The sequence below is a fragment of the Bacillus cereus group sp. N21 genome (assembly GCF_016483395.1).
GTDB lineage: Bacteria > Bacillota > Bacilli > Bacillales > Bacillaceae_G > Bacillus_A > Bacillus_A pseudomycoides.
Map to the genome: position 1 here is coordinate 49,051 of NZ_JAEHBX010000011.1, position 17,247 is coordinate 66,297.

Here is a 17,247-nt window from a genome sequence, read left to right on the forward strand (position 1 = left end):
AATGAGAGAAGGGGGAAGGGAATATGACAAAAACAATTTTAATTGTTGAGGATGAAGATATTTTACGCGAAATATTGAAAGATTATTTTCTAAATGAACAATATAAAGTACTTGAGGCAAGAGATGGGAAAGAAGCTTTATCCTTGTTTGAAGAAGAAGAGGTTCATTTAGTTATTCTTGATATCATGTTACCGGAATTGGATGGTTGGTCTGTTTGCCGAAGAATCCGTAAAACGTCTCAAGTGCCGATTATTATGCTCACGGCACGTGTGGATGAAGATGATACGTTACTTGGATTTGAGTTAGGAGCGGATGATTATGTAACGAAGCCATATAGTCCGCCTATTTTACTAGCGAGGGCAAAGCGATTACTTGAAAGTCGAATACTTACAAGTAAATCTCCAAGTAATGAAGATGATACGCTATCTATTCATGGAATTTGTGTTCATTTCCCATCACGTATCGTTACGATAGAGGGAGTGGACATTAATTTAACACATACAGAGTTTGAGATATTGACCTATTTTATGCAGAATCAAGGGATTGTTTTGACAAGAGAGCAATTGATTTCAAGAATTTGGGGATATGAATTTGCTGGTGATGACCGGACAGTGAATAGTCATATCCGTAATTTACGAAATAAATTAGGAGATAAAGCAAAGTACATTACGACTGTTGTTCGGATGGGGTATAAATTTGAGGGGAATGTATGAGCAAAGGGATTGTACTCAAATTATTTATTCTTACAACAGCACTATGCATGTTGATTTTAGCGACGATTTTTATTGGACAAACGATATTTTTTAAACAATATTATGCCAACAGAAAAGTTAGTGATATTAAAACAAATATAAGCTCCTTTGAGAGAGAGTATTTGAATAGTGATGGTAACACAGAAGCAATTCAGAAACTGGAACAAGATTTTTATAGAGAAAATAATACATGGATTACAGCATTAGATAGTGATGGGAATTTAAAACATGCGACTGATTTTTATTTAGAAGTAAAGCTGGATCGGCTATCGCAGAAGGAACTTGGAAAAACAAACCTTACAATCCCTCTCTATTATCTTATGGGGATAGAAGAGGTTGAAAATGAAAAAATGCCGTATTTTTCAGGGGTGCAAATTTCAGTTTATGGAATGGTTAGAGATTCTACATTTGTTCCTGCTGTATTAAATTTAAGTAAGGGTAGTATAAATTGGTCCAACAAGCCATTAGATAAGAAAATAAATGAAATAGCTCCTAAGGTGAAAGAGGAAAAGAAAAGTGCTGCTCAAGTTCCTAGTACTGGTTTTGGGGGAACCGTTACAAAAGTGCAACTACCTGATAGTAAAGGGATAGTGAATCCACTTTATAAAAACACTTTGTTCTTGGAGAGTATAAAAGAATTTCAAGCGGACTTACTGTTAAATGAAAATAAAGATAACAATGATGCCTTAAGAATAAATGACTATGAAAAAAATGATATAAAATATAAATTATTAATCAAACCGATAAAGGAAAAGGATGGCTCTTTAACATATATATTCGCGATGGCGTCCTTGCAGCCCGTAGATGAAGCAGTACAAATGGTAAAGGATTATTATGTATATATTATTGCATTTGTGCTAGTACTTACCTTGTTGGCATCTTTTTATTACTCAAAACAAATTGCAAAACCGCTATTACGAATTAATGATACAACGAAAAAAATTGCACATTTAGATTTTTCGGAAAGAATCCCAATTACTTCAAAAGATGAGATTGGCGATTTATCTAACAACATTAATATATTATCAAATACATTGCACACACATATTGAACAATTAGAACAAGATATTGAAAAAGAAAGAAAGCTAGAAAATACGAGAAAAGAATTTATTTCAGGTGTCTCACATGAATTGAAAACACCGCTAAGTATTATGAAAAGCTGTATTTCGATTCTAAAAGATGGGGTAGCCGAACATAAGAAAGAATATTATTTTCAGGCAATGGAAAAAGAAGTGGATAAGATGGATATGTTAATTTTGGACATGCTGGAGTTAGCTAAATTTGAATCTGGCACGTATAAAATGCAGATGGATACTTTTCATATTGATGAGGTCATTGAGCATATATGTGGACAACTATCATTAGAAATAGAGAAGAAACAACTTCATATTCACAAACACATATCTCCAGCTCAAGTTGTTGCAAATCAACATCGTATTGAGCAAGTAATTGTCAATTTCATTACGAATGCAATCCGTTATACACCTGAAAAAGAGGATATTATTATTTCTACAATAGATGAGCTAAATCAAATAAAGATTTGTATAGAAAATAAAGGCACTCATATTGAAGAAGAACAATTAGATAAAATATGGGACCGTTTTTACCGTATAGATACAGCTCGTCAACGTTCAAACGGTGGAACGGGACTCGGACTTGCTATTTCCAAAAATATTTTGGAACTTCATGGCGTAGAGTATGGTGTAAATAATACAGCAGATGGTGTGTTGTTTTACTTCTATTTAAATAAAAAAGTGTAGTAGGGTTTGTCTAAATACACAGAATGAAAAAGGTCTTTCTCAGTAGAGAAAGGCCTTTTGGTTCTTATCCCGTATTAACGGGCAGTAAGACCCCCACCTTCACTTCGTTTAGAGGGGGGGATCTTCTCGGTTAAAATGATAAAAAATAAGACTGCCATTTAGGCACTCTTATTTTTAAAATTCATATTATGCGCACCAATACTTTTAAATAAGCGTGGTGAAGTTGAAAACAGGAGTAGTAGTAATACTGTGCATAATGCAAATGAACCGAGCATTGTACTACCATTCACGATCAATGAATAAAGAACAGCTGACTGTCCTGGTGGTGCGTACTTCCCAAAGAAGATAACACCAGCAATAAAGTGACAGAAATAACGGGCAAAGCTACCAACAAATGTAGCAAGGATAATATAAAAAAGCGCCTTTTTCCCTTGCCCGCTTTTTGATGAAGGTTTATCTTTGCGGCTACCAATGTCGGATTGTACGTTAGATGTATGTTGGTTGTTCGCAAGTGCCTTTTGAATTGGACGATAGAATAAACCAGCAAAACCGATAAAAGCAAATGCAACGAAGTACTCAATAAACGCTTGAACTGGCGTTAAAATGTAAGCATCGCCGACTACAATTTGTAGTAGACCCCAAATGAGTCCTCCTAAGAAAGCAGTTTTAAAGCCCCAGCGGTAAGCGATAATAAAAATAGGAATCATTGCAAATGAAACAGAACCGCCTGTTGGAAGTTTAATTGATAGTGGTAAAATGTCGATGATCAAGGCGAAGGCTGCAAGGATTGCAGATTCAATCATCGCTTGTAAATTGGTGTTACGCATGTTGTTAATCCCCCTAAATCCAAGTTGCACAAAAAAGAATACTTATCATAGGGAGATATGAAATACGTAAGTAGAAAAAGAATGAGGTATTTCAAGTTCAACGTTTGCACAATTCCTACGTTAGCATTAACTAACAGGTTCTAAGGGTCGGAACGAAGTGTTCCCTCTCAGCAGCAAAGCTCCCCCTGTGATAACGAGATTCTTTATTTGTTAGGTTTATTGTAATTGAAATGGATGAGAATGGCAAATGAATATATAAATACAAATTGAAACGGCATAAAAACCTTCTTTCTAGGTGGAAGAGAGGATTCGGCCATGGATAGAAGCGGTCAGACCCTCTTCCTGCTCCATACCAAGTGAAAGCAAAAGGAGAAAACGAGTGGGGATCTCCTTTTGTTTTCATAGCAGCGACTTATATGCCAGCAAATCAACATGGATATATATAATTCTCCCGAAATGTTAATAAATAGGAAGAAAAAATATATAGTACTTGATTCATAGAATGTGATATAATTTTCTTGAAAATAATTATCATTCTCTTTCGAGGGGGAAGATTATGAGCTTAGTTGATATTAAAATAGGTGAAAAAGTATTAGTTAAAAATTTACAAACGTTAGATAAATTATTAAAGCGGAGATTAGCTGCTTTTGGTCTTTCAGAAGGAAGTGAACTTCGTATGAAACAAAAAGCGATGTTTAAAGGGCCGTGTACATTAGAGTGCCGTGGACAATTAATTAGTATTCGTCATTGTGACGCGAAAATGATAAAGGTGGAATTAGCGTGAATAAGGTTGCATTGCTAGGGAACCCGAATACAGGGAAAACATCATTATTTAATGCGCTGACGGGTTCTTATGAATATGTAGGAAACTGGAGCGGAGTAACAGTAGAAAAGAAGGTTGGTAAGTTAAAGGGGAAGCAAGGGACATTAATTGATTTACCAGGTATATATGATTTAAATCCTGTTTCTCGTGATGAAGGTGTCGTTACAAAGTTTCTACTAACAGAAGAATTTCATCATATGCTAAATATTGTTGACTCTTCTCAATTTGAGCGCAATATGCATTTAACATTGCAACTACTAGAGTTTGGTAAACCAGTTTCTATCGGTTTAAATATGATTGATGTTGCGAAGCAACGCGGAATTGTTATTAATGCGAACAGATTGTCAGAAATATTAGGAGTAACGGTCGTTCCTGTTGTTGCGAGAAGTGGTAAAGGTTGTGAAGAATTACTGGCTACTCTTCATGAGAACGAGAAGAAAGAGAAAAAGCCTTTCATTCTTTCTTATGGTAAAGAAGTAGATGCAGGTATTGAAGAAATCATGGATCTTTTAACTCAAGCAAATTATGAGCATCCTAGATGGCTTACACTTCAATTTTTAAGTAATAACGAAGTAGTAGAACAAGAAGTTAGAAGATTGCCTGTTTATGAAAAGCTTGTAGCAATTCGTTCTAAATTAGAAGCGAAACTTGATGGTACGCTAGAACAGCATATTTACCGGACACGTGCAGCGTATATTGAAAAGTTAAAAACAAATGTCATTCAGCATGAAAAGGAAGGAAAGATTCCCTTTTCAGAAAAAATTGATAAGTTAATTACACATAAAATTTTAGGACTTCCAATCTTTTTAGCAGTTATGTTTTTTATTTTTCAGGTTACGTTTACGTGGATTGGTACGCCGTTATCAGATATGCTTGATGAATTTCTTGGTGGGCAGTTTACGGATTGGGTAACGGCAGGTTTAACAAACATTGGTGCCTCTGAGTTTATTCAAGCGCTCGTTACAGAGGGAATTATTGCCGGCGTTGGTGCGGTATTAGTATTCGTTCCACAAATTTTTGCATTGTTCTTCTTTATTTCGTTATTAGAAGACTCAGGGTATATGGCCCGCATTGCAGTTGTAATGGACCGTATTATGGAATTATTTGGTTTAAATGGAAAAGCATTTATTCCTATGATTATCGGTTTTGGTTGTAACGTTCCCGGGATTATGGCAGCGAGAACGATTGAGCAGGAAAAAGAAAGATTACTTACCGTTTTAGTAACACCATTTATGTCTTGTTCAGCGCGTTTACCTGTATATGCATTATTTGCGGGAGTCTTTTTCCCGAATAGTCAAGCGACTGTTGTGTTCTCTTTATACATTGCAGGTATTGTACTTGCTTTACTCGTTACAAAAGTAATGTCTCTTACTGTTTTAAAAGAAGAAAAATCTATTTTCGTTATTGAGCTTCCGCCTTATCGTGTACCACAAGCAAAAACATTGTGGCTTAGTACGTGGGAAAAAGGAAAAGGTTTCGTACGTAAAGCTGGTACATTTATCTTTGGTGGATCTGTTGTTATCTGGTTACTCAACTATGCTGGTCCATCTGGATTTGGCGTAGATATGGGAGATAGTTTCTTAGCAATGATTGGTGGGTTCGTGGCACCAATTTTAGCACCGCTCGGTTTTGGAACGTGGCAAGCAGCGGCATCATTATTAACAGGATTTTTAGCAAAAGAAGTTGTTGTTTCTACAATGGCTATTATTTATGCGGTGAAAGAAGATGTATTAGGAAATGTAATGGGAGCACACTATACTGCATTATCAGCATATGCGTTTATGTTCTTCATTTTGTTATATGTTCCATGTTTGGCGACAGTAGCTGTTATTCGTCGTGAAACAGGATCTGTCAAGTGGACAATTTTCTCTGTTGTTTATCCACTTATAGTTGCTTATGTATTAACGTTCGTTATATACCAAGTCGGATCCTTACTCGGATTCTAGAAGGAGATGTATCATAATGATGGTCAATATTGTAATTGGAGCTATCATTTTTGGTTATGCAGGATATACATTATTCAATTTTGTGAAGAGAAGTAAAAAAGGGAAATGCGCAGCATGTTCCTTAAATAAATCATGTCAGTCAAATAGTTGTAGTCCTGATATGGAGCAAGTCGTTAATAAGTAGAAAAAAGCTTTGCGGATTTCGCAAAGCTTTTTTTATCCCGCATTAACGGACAGTAACACCCCCACCTCAAAATTCAGCGAAAGCAAAGAAGTTAGGTGGGAGATGAACTGTCCGTAAAAGCCCGATTGGTGAGGGCTAATAATCAGTGGGGGATGGAGAAAACCCCCACTGATTAAAGTTTCACTTTATGACTTGCTATTTAATTTTCACAAGTTGTGATGCGTCTACCCCATTTTTTTTAGGTAATTCTTTACTTGGGTCCTTATCAAATTTTAGTACACCTACAGATTTTTCTTCGCCCTTCACATTACCATATGCGGCATCATCAACGATTGCAAACATATCCACATATTGACGACCATCACCGATAATTGTGTTACCTTCGTATTTTAATTTTGCTCCATCAATTGTAGCATTCCCTACTTTTTCTTTCGCAAATAATATACCTTGGTCAGCTGTTACAGCTGGTAATTTATTGATTGCTTTTGTATCTTCGTTTTCTACTTTCTTGAGTAGCTCTTTTTTCACTAGTTCTTCACCAGTTTTCTTATCCATTACAAGCACTTTCTTACCTTCTAATGTTGCAAGCTTCATTTTATATACATCTTTTTCTTTTACCTCTGTTTTGTTCTTATCTGCTATTTGTTGAACTTGTTGTTCTGTTCCGTATAATACTAAGCCATTTGCTTTTTCTCCAAGTAAAGAACAACCTGATAATGCTCCGAATGAAATTGCCGCTGCTAACCCGATTCCTACTAATTTTTTCATTTTTCCTGTCTCCTTTTTATATAATAGTAAATACAAATGTATTGTTTTTAAAATTTAGAGAAGCAAAAGTGTTTTTGGTTTTAACCTCGACTTCTGATTTCATTTTATAAGAATAACGCCCTTCTACCTATCGAGTTAGCTTACAGTAACATTACAATGATGTAATTTAGTGAAAAGAGTTAAAAATGTGAGAAATGGCAACTAAAAACAGCACATAACCTTTTTTGATTAGATGTTATTTGTATTACGAACGTTTTATTTAATAAACTCCGAAATTCCTTTTAACAGGAAAAGAATACTTACTACCCAAGTGATTCCTGATAAGGCTAATTGAAGTGACTTTTCTTCTGATGCCATATTGTAGTTAGAAAAGTTAGGTCCAATTAGGAGGGTTATCAGGAGGAATAAACTTAAAGAAAGGGTTAAGAAGTGTGCAATAAACCAGATGATATGTTTTTCTGTGTACTTAATGAACCAATATATTAGAAGTATTAAAGAAACAATAACTACAAGATAGGAACCTGTAACTAAATACTCTCTAACCCCTTGTTCCATCGGCATATACATATCACTCATTTCATCTAAGCATCTATATCTATTTTTAGTATGAGTCATTATTATTTTAGATAGTCCTCAGGGTGTTGGGAATTGCTTCGAATTGATTGTATATCAATCAGATGTGCCTTTTTGTTCTGACTTCTTTATTTATAGTGGTTTGAATAATTGATTTTGAGGATATCAAAGGATTTGACATGAGGTCAATGTTGAGAAGGGAATGTCATATTATAGTTTGCATATTCAAGAAATAACATGTAAGGACATCTTAGTTTTGATATAATGTACACATAGGCTTTAAAAATGAATATTCTTACTGTAGAGGAAGAATTTTTAGTTTTCCAGGTATTGAATTTGAAATATGAAGCAGTTTATAGGAGGAGTTTAAATGTCTGTTTTTAAACGATTAAGAGATTTAACGATGTCAAATGTGTATGCATTAATTGAAAAGGCAGAAGATCCAGTTAAGATGACGGATCAATATTTACGCGATATGCAAGAGGATGTACAAGAAGCTGAGAAGAGTGTAGCAGCTCAAATTGCGCTTGAGAAAAAGTTTAAATTATTGTTTGAAGAACAAGAAGCACTTGTAAAGAAACGTGAAGAACAAGCACATATGGCTGTTCAAGCAAATAATATTGATCTTGCGCGCCGTGCTTTAGAAGAAAAACAAAATGCAGAGCAAAAGATGAATGAATACAAAGCGAGCTATGAGCAAAATAAAGCAGCAGCTGATAATCTTCGTGCGAAATTGGAAGAAATGCGCAAACAATTAACTGAACTGAGAAATAAACGTGAAACACTTGTGGCGCGTGTGAACGCAGCGAAAGCACAAAAGAATATTAATCAAGCAATGTCTGGATTTGATGCAAATACAGCAAAAGCTGGTTTAAGCCGTATGGAAGAAAAAGCTCTTCAATTAGAGGCTGAAGCAGAAGCAAGCGGTGAAATTTATAAAAAAGAAAAGTCGTTAGATGATGAATTTGCGGCTTTAAATAAAAACTCAGCTGTGGATGATGAACTAGCACGTATTATGAAACAGTATGAGAAATAATATAAAAATGAAAAACTTTTCTTTTTAGGTTGGAGAGAGGATCCGTCTGTGCATAGGAGCGGTCAGTGCCCTTTTTCGCCCCATGCCGCGTGAAAACAAAAAGAGGAGACCTGTTTTTGTTTTCATAGCTGCGGTTTATGTGTTGGAAAATCAAAATGGATATATAGAAGATAAAGGAACCGACATGTCATGAAAATCAATCATGTCGGTTTTCTATTATTCTCTAGAGGAGGTTTCACCATGACATGGATGAATGTGTTAGCCATGCTTGTATGGACAGGAGCAAGCGCTGTTCTTTTATTTGTACTTATGTGGGTTGATTCTATCTTTACAAAATATAATGATTTGGCAGAAATTAAAAAAGGGAATATTGCTGTGACAACGCGCTTTATTATGAAGTTATTTGCGCAAGGATATATTTTGTCACAGTCGATTACGAAAGCAAATGATTTATGGCAAGCGCTGCTTGCATCGGCAGTTTCATTCGTTATTTTGTTAGTTGTAGAAATGTTTATTGAACTCATTTTGAAAAAAGTGGCTGGTTTAGATTTAGAAGGGGGAACGAAACAAGGGAATGTTGCACACGCTTTATTAGCTGGTTCGTTACATGTTGTCGGGGCCCTCATTTTAGCAGCTTGTCTATAACGAGAAAAGGAGGGGATAGATTATGAGTTTATTCAAACGAATTAAAAATATAATGAAAAGTCCGGAGCCCGTTAAGCCAGAAAAAAGCCTATTAACGTTAACGCCTGGTGATATGATCGAAGTTTCATTAGTGATGTACGAAATGATTGGAAAAACAAGTATGCATTCTCGGAATGAAATTATTTTAACATTGCAGGACGGGAAGACCATTCGCTATTTAAAAATTGAAAATCGTGAAAGCACCTATTATAAACTATATGCACCAATTGATGGTCGTTTAGATTCTATAAATGAGATTCCAACAACGATTGAAATGGATGATATCGAGTATCATATGGAAGAGCAATATAACGGACGTGCCGTTGTGATGGGGAAAACGCCATTTGCAATATCTGATGAACAACACGTATGGGAGTTCCAATCTGACAACCGGAAGCTACTTCGCATTGAGTGGCAAGATGGCCGTACAATGATGTATGAGGGAGAATCGATTCTTTCTGCTGATGTACAAATTATAAGGGCAACGTAAGGGGGAGGTAATCATGTCAAACCGATTGTTTACCATGATTAAATCATTCATAATCCCTATCTTTGCCATTGTTACGTTACTTGTAATTGCTGGTTTTGCTTTATCGGGGTGTCAAAATGAAAAATCGATTCAAGATCGTTACCCATTAGAATCAGTTGCAAAAGACGGCAAGCAAGAATCATATGTGTATAGGGCCGCCAATCGATCAGTTCCAGAGGTGGCAAAGGAGCTGATTGATGAAAAGGAACCAAAACAAGCGTCTAAAGAAGATGAAAATCAGATGTTCCTTGTGTATTCTGATAAAATATACAACATTCAGAAAGACAAAGAGAAACCATCGGATACATTAATTGAGATAAGTAACAAAGAGTTTGTCCGTCAAAATTATCAGCCATCTTTCTTACAAGGTTATATTTTAGCAAGTATATTAGACGATATATTTGATTCGCGTAAATCGTATCATGGCGATTACCGTGGATATACAGATCGGAAAAATCATAAACCGGTTATTCCAGAAAGACCGCCTACAAAAGAAGAGAAGAAGACACCACCGCCTATTACAAAGCAAGGTAAGGGCTCTATTATTAAGAGAAGTGATAAAGTAGATCCAAAGACATCCGTAGGCGATAAAGGAAGTATTACAGAAAAAGAGACGAAAACTGTACCACCGTCTACTGAGAATAAAGGAAAGATTATTAAATCACCGGGCGGTTCTAGTGGTTCAGATGTGAAGCCGAAATCTTCGATTAAAAGCCCGCCGAAGAATACGTCTCCCCCTAAAACACGGGTTGGCGGATCTGGGAAGATTACGAAGAGAAGATAAACATAAAAAAGCTCAAGAAGTGAAGGAAATGCTTCTTGGGCTTTTTTTCGAGCACTATGATACAAATATAATTATTTATCCCGCTATTCGCAGGCAGTAATACTCCCACCTAGCGTCGGACTATCGCCCTACACACGCTTGAGGAAGGAGAATTCTTTCGGATAGAGTGTTAAAAGAAGAAGATAGAGGCTTATTGTTTTAAATAATGATTTAGTGAGATTTACGTACTTTTACAATTTTTTTATCGATAAAAAGGATTTGTCCTCCTATGGCTAAAAGTAATATACTGGCTATTATATAAGGCAAAGTGATAGGTTCTATTCCTTTTTCTAAAAATATTCCGTTTGTCATTGTCCCGATGGAACCGGAAAAATAATTAATAGAGCTAAGTAAGGCAATTGAAATGGTAGCGTGATCTGGACTAATTTCTAAGAGTGTTTTTTGCAGGGTGGCCAGTGCCGCCCACCCTGTACTTCCCCAAAGAATTAAACAGATGGCTAACAATAACGTAGTTTCGTGGAAAACTCCCATACATATAAATGAGAAAAACATGATTCCCATTAAGTACAGTAATATGATCTTTGGCTTTTTATAAAAATCCATTATAAACCCGATTATAAAACTTCCGGCAATTCCGCCGATTCCCCACATCCAAATAAATAGGATAGATTTTTGGAATCCGTATGCAATAATGATGGAATCTAAGTATGTATACAAGCCCAAACTACAAAAGCTTAATATCATTGTAATAAGCATGACAAGAGAGATTTTTTTGTTTTTGAACATACTTAGCCGTTCTTTTAATGTTGGCAAAGGACTAGATTCTATTATAGGAAATTTAGTAAAGAGAGCAAATATCCCGATTGCCCCAATTGTGACGATAAACCACATCGCCATGCGCCATTCATAAATGGAAGCGATATATATACCAAATGGAACGCCAATTACGGTTCCAGCACTCATTCCGAGTAAAACAGTGCTTAAAGCTCTGCCCCTTCTTTTTTCAGAAACTAATGTAACAGCAGCTGACGACGCCAATGGTGAATATAGACCAGCACCCATGCCAGCTAAGCCCCTAGAAATTAATAAAATAATAAAATGATGAGTCACAGCAGTCAGGAAGTTAGAGACTGTGAAAAGGAATAATGCAGCTAATAATGTATGTTTTGTATTCGTCTTTCTCATGCATGTAGCAAACAAAGGTGCCGCAATGGCATAACAGATTGTGAAGATACTTACGGTTTGCCCAGCAGTCCCAATCGAAACATGAAAATCATCAGCGATTTGAGGTAATATTCCTGCCATTATATAAGCATCTACTCCTAATGCGAACATCCCGAATGTTAATAAAAATATTTTATTCAATGTGAATCCTCCCTTGGATGAATTGTTCTATTTTTATCGTAACGGGTATAATGAAATTAATGAAATTCATATTTTGAATGAGAGGTATGAGTAAAATTCATGACGATAGCTAGATATGAAATTTTTCAAAAGGTAGTAGAATTAGGTAATTTTACTAGAGCGGCAGAACAATTGAACATGACACAATCAGCCGTGAGTCATGCGATTGCTAGTTTAGAAAAAGAATTTGGTCATTCTTTGTTACATAGAAATAAGCAGGCTGAAATTAGAAGAACCGAGTTTGCAAATCGTATTTTTCCACATATTCAAAATGTGTTAAAGAGTGAAGCAGCGATTAAACAAGAAGTATCTATGCAAAATAAGAGATTGGAAGGTACGCTTAAAATCGGGGCGTTTACAAGTGCAGCATCACAAATATTACCGTCTATGTTATTGCAGCTTAAAAAGAGTTACTCAGGTGTTAAAGTTTTATTATTTGAAGGTACATATGGAGAAGTAGCAGAATGGATTGAGAATGGTACAGTGGATATTGGATTTGTATTAGAATCAAATACAAAGAATCAAATAAAATCAATCCCAGTTAGCAAAGATGAAATTGTATTAGGGTTACCGAAAAATCATTCGTTGATGAATCAAAAAGTAGTGGATGTTCAGCAAATTGATGGAATGGATTTTATTATGCCAAAAGGTCCGTATCAGCCATTAGTGATAAAAAATTTAGCTGATTATCAAGTAAGTCCAAACATTATATTAGAAGTACTAAATTGCGAAACGATTGTGAATATGGTCTCGCAAAATATTGGAATTACAATGGGGCCTGAGCTGTTTTTTAAATCACATAAAAACATTGAAATGAAAAAATTAAAACAGAAACAATATCGTCATATTCATTTAGCATGTAAAGAAAGGTCACCTATAATAGATGCTTTTTTAACATGCAATCAATTGTCGATTCATTCCTAAGATTGTATGGAAATTAAAAAGGCTAGAAGAGGAAACGAAATGAAAGTATAACATGTCCACATATCGGCGATTTTTAAGATATATCGATGGAAACGATTCATATATCGGCGATTTTTACAATATATCGACCATTCGGCACAGTGTAATAAAAATATCAGTTTCAAAAAAGCCATCCTTTCATAAGGATGGCTTTTCCAACATAAATTAACTAAATAAAAAGCTAAGGGCTGATAAGAAAACAGAGAATCCTAAAATAACTCCTACGACCTTAGTATGACGCTTACGACTCATAACGACGATCGCAATGTACTCCCGAATCATCGCATTTGGCCAGTAATAGAAAGCAGTTTTTGAGCCGATTCCTTGGCTGTTTAATCCAGCTTGCTTTGCATATAGTCCAGCACGGAAAAGATGGAAATTGTTCGTTGTAAAGATGCTCTTATACCTATCTTTTAAAGAATCCATAATTTGTTTTGAGAAAAGCATGTTTTGATACGTATTGACGGAACGATTTTCTTGCACTGTATGTTCGATAGGAATGCCTTTTTCAATAGCGTATTTTTGCATAGCCTCAGCTTCAGGAAGATTTTCATCTGGACCTTGTCCACCAGAAAAAATGATTGTAGGCGGAGAAGCGACCGCAGCTTGCTTATGGTAAAAATCAATCGCCTTATTAATTCGGCTTGCTAAAAGTGGTGGCACTTTATCATTGATTAACCCACTGCCAAGAACAATAATGAAATCTTGATTACGTCTTGGTCTATTAAATTGATACAGGAAATAAGCGGTTAAGAAAGTCGATATATGGAAAAAGAAATAGACCATAATGAAAAATATTCCTGTAAAAATGGGCTGGAAGTGAGGAGAGAAAAATCGAGTTGGATCAACTATTAAGGACAGCATAATAAGCAACATGCCCATTCCAGCAATTAAAGTTAAGCAGTTAGATAAACGACGTCCTTCTTTTCTCATTAAAATTCTCGCATTGAGAAATAGTCCAATCATTAAAGCAAATACGCCAAAGGTTAGCATTAAGAAAATGATTATAAATGGTATAATTGCAATAAATCTAAATATCGCATAATTCGAGCTGAAACCTAAATAGAGGAAAAGGATAAGGGATGAACAAAAGAATAAATTAAATAGAAATCCGATTAATAAACTTCGAGGATCTCTTAAATAAAAGAATAGAAAAATAACGAGTAAAATAAGCGTAATACTTCCAAAAAACATCAATTTTGTAAACACCTCATTTTTTTATATGAATAATTTTCTCATTTATTATATATTACATTTCGTAAATAACGTAGTTGAAAAATAATTCATTATAAACATTGTTGTAGAATATCTTTTTCTTTTTTACTGTAAACATGCTATTTTTTTAGGCTCTTTTCATAAACTGAAAATAACATAATGAAGGTGAGTGATACGATGCCTGCTGTTATTGATGGTGTAGTTATTGAAAACTGTAATGGTTCAATTAATTTAGGTGATAAATATAATGTACATCCAATCGAACAAACGAAAGCATATAACGGTTCTGGATCGTCTAATGTAGGATTTAGTGTGAGAGCTTTTAATGGAATTAGTGCTACAGATGTGTATGATAACGATGTGAATGATCAAGGGATACAATTTACGCTATAAGCCTAGAATGAAAAAAGACGCTCCTAAGCGAGCGTCTTTTTTCATTCTAGTGATATCCTTTTGCAGAGTCTTTATGAATTTTTTCTTTGAAAATCGTGTAGCTCCATAATTGATATCCGATAACGATTGGTACCATTACCATTGCGACGAAGAACATGATTTTTAAGTTTAGTTCACTGCCTGCTGCTTGGTATAGTGTTGTACTATATGCATCGTTAATACGTGATGGTAACATTCTTGGGAACATACCTGCAAAGCCGGTTGTCATAAACATAGCAATTGTTAAGCATACAAATGTAAATGCAAAACCAATTTTATGTTTGTAAACCATAATGATTGCTAAGACACTCATTAACATTGCTAGTAGCGGAAGAATGAACAGTACAGGATATTCCGTAAAGTTTTGGAATAAGTTTGTACGGTTTGCAGTAGCTACATAGAAAATCGCAAGAATAATCGCAGCTGCCATTGAAAATGGCTTTGCAATTTTATAAGCACGATCTGATACTTCACCAGTTGTTTTAATCATAACCCAAAGTGCACCGGATACGACAAAGATTGCGGTGAAGAAGAGCCCGCCTAAAATACCGTAATGGTTTAATAAGCTGAATAATGTTCCTTCGTAGCCGTCTTTTCCGATTTGCAGACCGTAGTAAAGGTTAGCAAATGTAACACCGAATAAGAAGGCGATAAGAAAGCTACCAATTGCAAACGCCCATTTACAAGTGCTTTGCCAAATTGGTGAGTCATCTTTATGCATAAATTCAAGCCCTGCTGCACGAGCAAAAAGAGCAAGTAATACTAAAAATAGTGGTGTATATAAGTAGCTAAACATATTCGCATATGTGATCGGGAAGGCGGCGAAGGTTGCACCGCCCGCTGTAATTAACCATACTTCGTTACCACCCCAGAACGGGCCAATTGCTTCTTGCATTTGATTTCGTTCCTTCCGGTCCTTGGTAACGAACGGGAAAATCATTCCGTTACCAAGTGCATAACCATCAAGAATAAAATAAACTGTCCAAATTACGCCCCATAAACCGAACCAAATGACTGCAAGCATATCATGAGACATGAGCTGCACCTCCCTGAGTAGGCTCTTCTAATGCTGCAGGTCCTTTTTTTGCGAACTTCAGCATTAGATATACATCGGCAATTAAAAGCAATGTGTAGAACAATACTAAACTAATTAACGAGAACCAAATTTGTGGAACGGAAATTGGTGAGACAGATTCAGCTGTGCGCATCAATTTATATACTGTCCATGGCTGACGACCTGCTTCAGCAACAATCCATCCAGCGTTAATCGCAACATATGGAAGTAATACAGACCACATTGTAATTTTTAAGAAACGTTTTGAGTTTTCTAGTTTTCCTTTTCGGTTTAAATAGAAACCAAACCAAGTTAATGCCATGAAGAATACGCCAAGTGCAACCATTAAACGGAAGCTATAGTAAACAAGGTTTACGTTCGGACGATCTTCTTTCGGGATATCTTTCAAACCGACAATTTCTCCATCAAATGAGTTTGTATAGAAGAAGCTGCCGAGTTTTGGAATTGTTAATAATTCAAAGTTCTTCTCATTCTTCACATCGGGAATTTGGATGATTGAGAAGCCTTGACCTTTACCAGTTTCCCAAACTGCTTCCATTGCAGCCCCTTTTGCAGGTTGCATTTTTGCAGCGAAAGCGCCGGATTGGTGACCGATGAAAGGTGTTGCAGTTGCCGCAAATAATCCTAAAACTAAACCAAATTTAAATGATTTTTTAAAGAACTCCACATCGTTTTTACGTAATAAATGATAGGCACTGATTGCCATAACGAAGAAAGAACCAACAATATAACAGCCAACAACTGTATGGAAGAACATATGCCATGCATATGGATTTGTAACAAGTGCCCAGAAATCATTTAACTCAGCGCGGCCATTACGCACCACGTAGCCAACAGGGTTTTGCATAAATCCGTTTGCTGTAATAATCCAAAGCGCGGAAATATTTGTTCCAAGTGCAACCATCCACATACAAAAAGCACGGAATTTTGGTGAGATTTTATCTTTACCGAATAACCAAATTCCCATGAAAGTAGATTCTAAGAAGAAAGCCACAAGTGCTTCGATTGCGAGTGGTGATCCGAAAATATCCCCCATATATTTTGAGTACTCAGACCAGTTTGTCCCAAATTGGAACTCCATCGTAATACCGGTTATAATCCCCATTACGAAGTTAATCGTAAATAGCTTACCCCAGAAATTCGCCATTTTTCGATAAGTGGGATTTAATGTACGTGCATATTGTGTTTCCATACACGCTACTAAAATAACAAGTCCGATTGTCAAAGGTACAAACAAAAAGTGATAAAAAATAGTAATTGCAAATTGAAAACGACTCAGTAACAGAACGTCGGACATAATAAAGATTCACTCCTTTTTAACATTATCTACATTTAGTTTATAGTGGAAACGTGAGTAAAGTATGGGAGAGTTGTTACAGAGCTGTGTGTATATTATGAAGAAATTATGTCGGTTGTCTGAAAAATTATATATTTGCAATAAAGTAATATCCTTTTGGTATTTTTTTGATTTTGGTACACTTAGTATGTAGTT

Annotated in this window: 18 protein-coding genes and 1 riboswitch; of the genes, 11 read left to right on the forward strand and 7 right to left on the reverse strand. The window is 35.6% G+C overall.

Features of this window, described 5'->3' with window-relative positions:
• The first annotated feature begins 23 nt into the window (after positions 1 to 23).
• Both JDS96_RS08780 and JDS96_RS08785 read left to right on the forward strand, forming a co-directional pair.
• Positions 24 to 713 (forward strand): response regulator transcription factor, encoded by a 690-nt coding sequence (locus JDS96_RS08780; RefSeq protein WP_003201411.1) that lies wholly within the window; start codon positions 24 to 26, stop codon positions 711 to 713.
• Positions 710 to 2,512, forward strand: coding sequence for a sensor histidine kinase (locus JDS96_RS08785; protein WP_033796501.1), 1,803 nt, complete (start codon positions 710 to 712; stop codon positions 2,510 to 2,512). Before JDS96_RS08780 ends, JDS96_RS08785 begins: the two co-directional genes overlap by 4 nt.
• Positions 2,513 to 2,670: 158 nt before the next feature.
• Here the strand turns inward: JDS96_RS08785 and thiT are convergent, their stop codons facing one another.
• Positions 2,671 to 3,339 carry an energy-coupled thiamine transporter ThiT gene (thiT, locus tag JDS96_RS08790; RefSeq protein WP_018764620.1) on the reverse strand — a complete coding sequence of 223 codons (669 nt, stop codon included), beginning with the start codon at positions 3,337 to 3,339 and terminating at the stop codon, positions 2,671 to 2,673.
• Between the two features lie 94 nt (positions 3,340 to 3,433).
• Positions 3,434 to 3,535, reverse strand: a riboswitch (TPP riboswitch).
• 360 nt (positions 3,536 to 3,895) lie between these two features.
• Here thiT and JDS96_RS08795 point away from each other — a divergent pair.
• Genes JDS96_RS08795 through JDS96_RS08805 form a run of 3 tightly spaced genes read left to right on the forward strand, consistent with a single transcriptional unit; the run spans position 3,896 to position 6,292 of the window.
• Positions 3,896 to 4,123 carry a FeoA family protein gene (locus JDS96_RS08795; protein WP_003208854.1) on the forward strand — a complete coding sequence of 76 codons (228 nt, stop codon included), beginning with the start codon at positions 3,896 to 3,898 and terminating at the stop codon, positions 4,121 to 4,123.
• Entirely contained in the window at positions 4,120 to 6,108 is a 1,989-nt protein-coding gene (gene feoB / locus JDS96_RS08800) for a ferrous iron transport protein B (protein WP_199666616.1), read from the forward strand. Before JDS96_RS08795 ends, feoB begins: the two co-directional genes overlap by 4 nt.
• A gap of 16 nt (positions 6,109 to 6,124) precedes the next feature.
• Positions 6,125 to 6,292: a FeoB-associated Cys-rich membrane protein gene (locus tag JDS96_RS08805; protein WP_003201403.1), complete on the forward strand. Its 168-nt coding sequence runs from the start codon at positions 6,125 to 6,127 to the stop codon at positions 6,290 to 6,292.
• A gap of 195 nt (positions 6,293 to 6,487) precedes the next feature.
• On the opposite strand, the gene JDS96_RS08810 is transcribed toward JDS96_RS08805, so the two are convergent.
• Positions 6,488 to 7,060 (reverse strand): lipoprotein BA_5634 family protein, encoded by a 573-nt coding sequence (locus tag JDS96_RS08810; protein WP_033796503.1) that lies wholly within the window; start codon positions 7,058 to 7,060, stop codon positions 6,488 to 6,490.
• A 255-nt stretch (positions 7,061 to 7,315) separates the two neighbouring features.
• A complete protein-coding gene (locus JDS96_RS08815) occupies positions 7,316 to 7,636 on the reverse strand; it encodes a hypothetical protein (RefSeq protein ID WP_199666617.1) in 321 nt (106 codons plus the stop codon).
• Between the two features lie 367 nt (positions 7,637 to 8,003).
• Between JDS96_RS08815 and JDS96_RS08820 the strand changes: the two genes are divergently transcribed.
• The 4 genes from JDS96_RS08820 (at position 8,004) to JDS96_RS08835 (ending at position 10,666) form a co-directional block, all read left to right on the forward strand.
• Entirely contained in the window at positions 8,004 to 8,669 is a 666-nt protein-coding gene (locus JDS96_RS08820; protein WP_003201365.1) for a PspA/IM30 family protein, read from the forward strand.
• A 240-nt stretch (positions 8,670 to 8,909) separates the two neighbouring features.
• Positions 8,910 to 9,314 (forward strand): DUF350 domain-containing protein, encoded by a 405-nt coding sequence (locus JDS96_RS08825; protein WP_003201367.1) that lies wholly within the window; start codon positions 8,910 to 8,912, stop codon positions 9,312 to 9,314.
• Positions 9,315 to 9,336: 22 nt separating this feature from the next.
• On the forward strand, positions 9,337 to 9,843 hold the full coding sequence (locus JDS96_RS08830) for a DUF4178 domain-containing protein (RefSeq protein ID WP_003201369.1): 507 nt from the start codon (positions 9,337 to 9,339) through the stop codon (positions 9,841 to 9,843).
• A gap of 13 nt (positions 9,844 to 9,856) precedes the next feature.
• Positions 9,857 to 10,666 (forward strand): DUF4247 domain-containing protein, encoded by an 810-nt coding sequence (locus JDS96_RS08835; protein ID WP_018764615.1) that lies wholly within the window; start codon positions 9,857 to 9,859, stop codon positions 10,664 to 10,666.
• A gap of 210 nt (positions 10,667 to 10,876) precedes the next feature.
• Here the strand turns inward: JDS96_RS08835 and JDS96_RS08840 are convergent, their stop codons facing one another.
• The gene (locus JDS96_RS08840; RefSeq protein ID WP_199666618.1) at positions 10,877 to 12,031 is read right to left on the reverse strand and encodes an MFS transporter; all 1,155 of its coding nucleotides are present in this window, start codon (positions 12,029 to 12,031) and stop codon (positions 10,877 to 10,879) included.
• 99 nt (positions 12,032 to 12,130) lie between these two features.
• On the opposite strand from JDS96_RS08840, the gene JDS96_RS08845 reads away from it, so the two are divergent.
• Positions 12,131 to 12,994 carry a LysR family transcriptional regulator gene (locus JDS96_RS08845; RefSeq protein ID WP_199666619.1) on the forward strand — a complete coding sequence of 288 codons (864 nt, stop codon included), beginning with the start codon at positions 12,131 to 12,133 and terminating at the stop codon, positions 12,992 to 12,994.
• Between the two features lie 204 nt (positions 12,995 to 13,198).
• Here JDS96_RS08845 and JDS96_RS08850 read toward each other — a convergent pair whose 3' ends face one another.
• Complete coding sequence (locus JDS96_RS08850) at positions 13,199 to 14,227, reverse strand: YdcF family protein (RefSeq protein ID WP_006096346.1); 1,029 nt, start codon at positions 14,225 to 14,227, stop codon at positions 13,199 to 13,201.
• Between the two features lie 180 nt (positions 14,228 to 14,407).
• On the opposite strand from JDS96_RS08850, the gene JDS96_RS08855 reads away from it, so the two are divergent.
• Positions 14,408 to 14,641: a spore germination protein gene (locus tag JDS96_RS08855; protein WP_003201384.1), complete on the forward strand. Its 234-nt coding sequence runs from the start codon at positions 14,408 to 14,410 to the stop codon at positions 14,639 to 14,641.
• A 46-nt stretch (positions 14,642 to 14,687) separates the two neighbouring features.
• Here the strand turns inward: JDS96_RS08855 and cydB are convergent, their stop codons facing one another.
• A complete protein-coding gene (gene cydB / locus JDS96_RS08860; RefSeq protein ID WP_199666620.1) occupies positions 14,688 to 15,716 on the reverse strand; it encodes a cytochrome d ubiquinol oxidase subunit II in 1,029 nt (342 codons plus the stop codon).
• Positions 15,706 to 17,052: a cytochrome ubiquinol oxidase subunit I gene (cydA, locus tag JDS96_RS08865; RefSeq protein WP_033799188.1), complete on the reverse strand. Its 1,347-nt coding sequence runs from the start codon at positions 17,050 to 17,052 to the stop codon at positions 15,706 to 15,708. Before cydA ends, cydB begins: the two co-directional genes overlap by 11 nt.
• Between the last annotated feature and the right edge of the window lie 195 nt (positions 17,053 to 17,247).

Excerpts from the sequence above, each read along its gene's own strand:
- JDS96_RS08835 (WP_018764615.1), top strand. The coding sequence starts at position 9,857 with ATGTCAAACCGATTGTTTACCATGATTAAATCATTCATAATCCCTATC.
- JDS96_RS08855 (WP_003201384.1), top strand. The coding sequence starts at position 14,408 with ATGAAGGTGAGTGATACGATGCCTGCTGTTATTGATGGTGTAGTTATT.
- JDS96_RS08845 (WP_199666619.1), top strand. The coding sequence starts at position 12,131 with ATGACGATAGCTAGATATGAAATTTTTCAAAAGGTAGTAGAATTAGGT.
- cydB (WP_199666620.1), bottom strand. The coding sequence starts at position 15,716 with ATGTCTCATGATATGCTTGCAGTCATTTGGTTCGGTTTATGGGGCGTA.
- JDS96_RS08825 (WP_003201367.1), top strand. The coding sequence starts at position 8,910 with ATGACATGGATGAATGTGTTAGCCATGCTTGTATGGACAGGAGCAAGC.
- JDS96_RS08805 (WP_003201403.1), top strand. The coding sequence starts at position 6,125 with ATGATGGTCAATATTGTAATTGGAGCTATCATTTTTGGTTATGCAGGA.
- JDS96_RS08820 (WP_003201365.1), top strand. The coding sequence starts at position 8,004 with ATGTCTGTTTTTAAACGATTAAGAGATTTAACGATGTCAAATGTGTAT.
- JDS96_RS08815 (WP_199666617.1), bottom strand. The coding sequence starts at position 7,636 with ATGAGTGATATGTATATGCCGATGGAACAAGGGGTTAGAGAGTATTTA.
- JDS96_RS08780 (WP_003201411.1), top strand. The coding sequence starts at position 24 with ATGACAAAAACAATTTTAATTGTTGAGGATGAAGATATTTTACGCGAA.
- cydA (WP_033799188.1), bottom strand. The coding sequence starts at position 17,052 with ATGTCCGACGTTCTGTTACTGAGTCGTTTTCAATTTGCAATTACTATT.
- JDS96_RS08810 (WP_033796503.1), bottom strand. The coding sequence starts at position 7,060 with ATGAAAAAATTAGTAGGAATCGGGTTAGCAGCGGCAATTTCATTCGGA.
- JDS96_RS08795 (WP_003208854.1), top strand. The coding sequence starts at position 3,896 with ATGAGCTTAGTTGATATTAAAATAGGTGAAAAAGTATTAGTTAAAAAT.
- JDS96_RS08850 (WP_006096346.1), bottom strand. The coding sequence starts at position 14,227 with ATGTTTTTTGGAAGTATTACGCTTATTTTACTCGTTATTTTTCTATTC.
- JDS96_RS08830 (WP_003201369.1), top strand. The coding sequence starts at position 9,337 with ATGAGTTTATTCAAACGAATTAAAAATATAATGAAAAGTCCGGAGCCC.
- thiT (WP_018764620.1), bottom strand. The coding sequence starts at position 3,339 with ATGCGTAACACCAATTTACAAGCGATGATTGAATCTGCAATCCTTGCA.
- JDS96_RS08785 (WP_033796501.1), top strand. The coding sequence starts at position 710 with ATGAGCAAAGGGATTGTACTCAAATTATTTATTCTTACAACAGCACTA.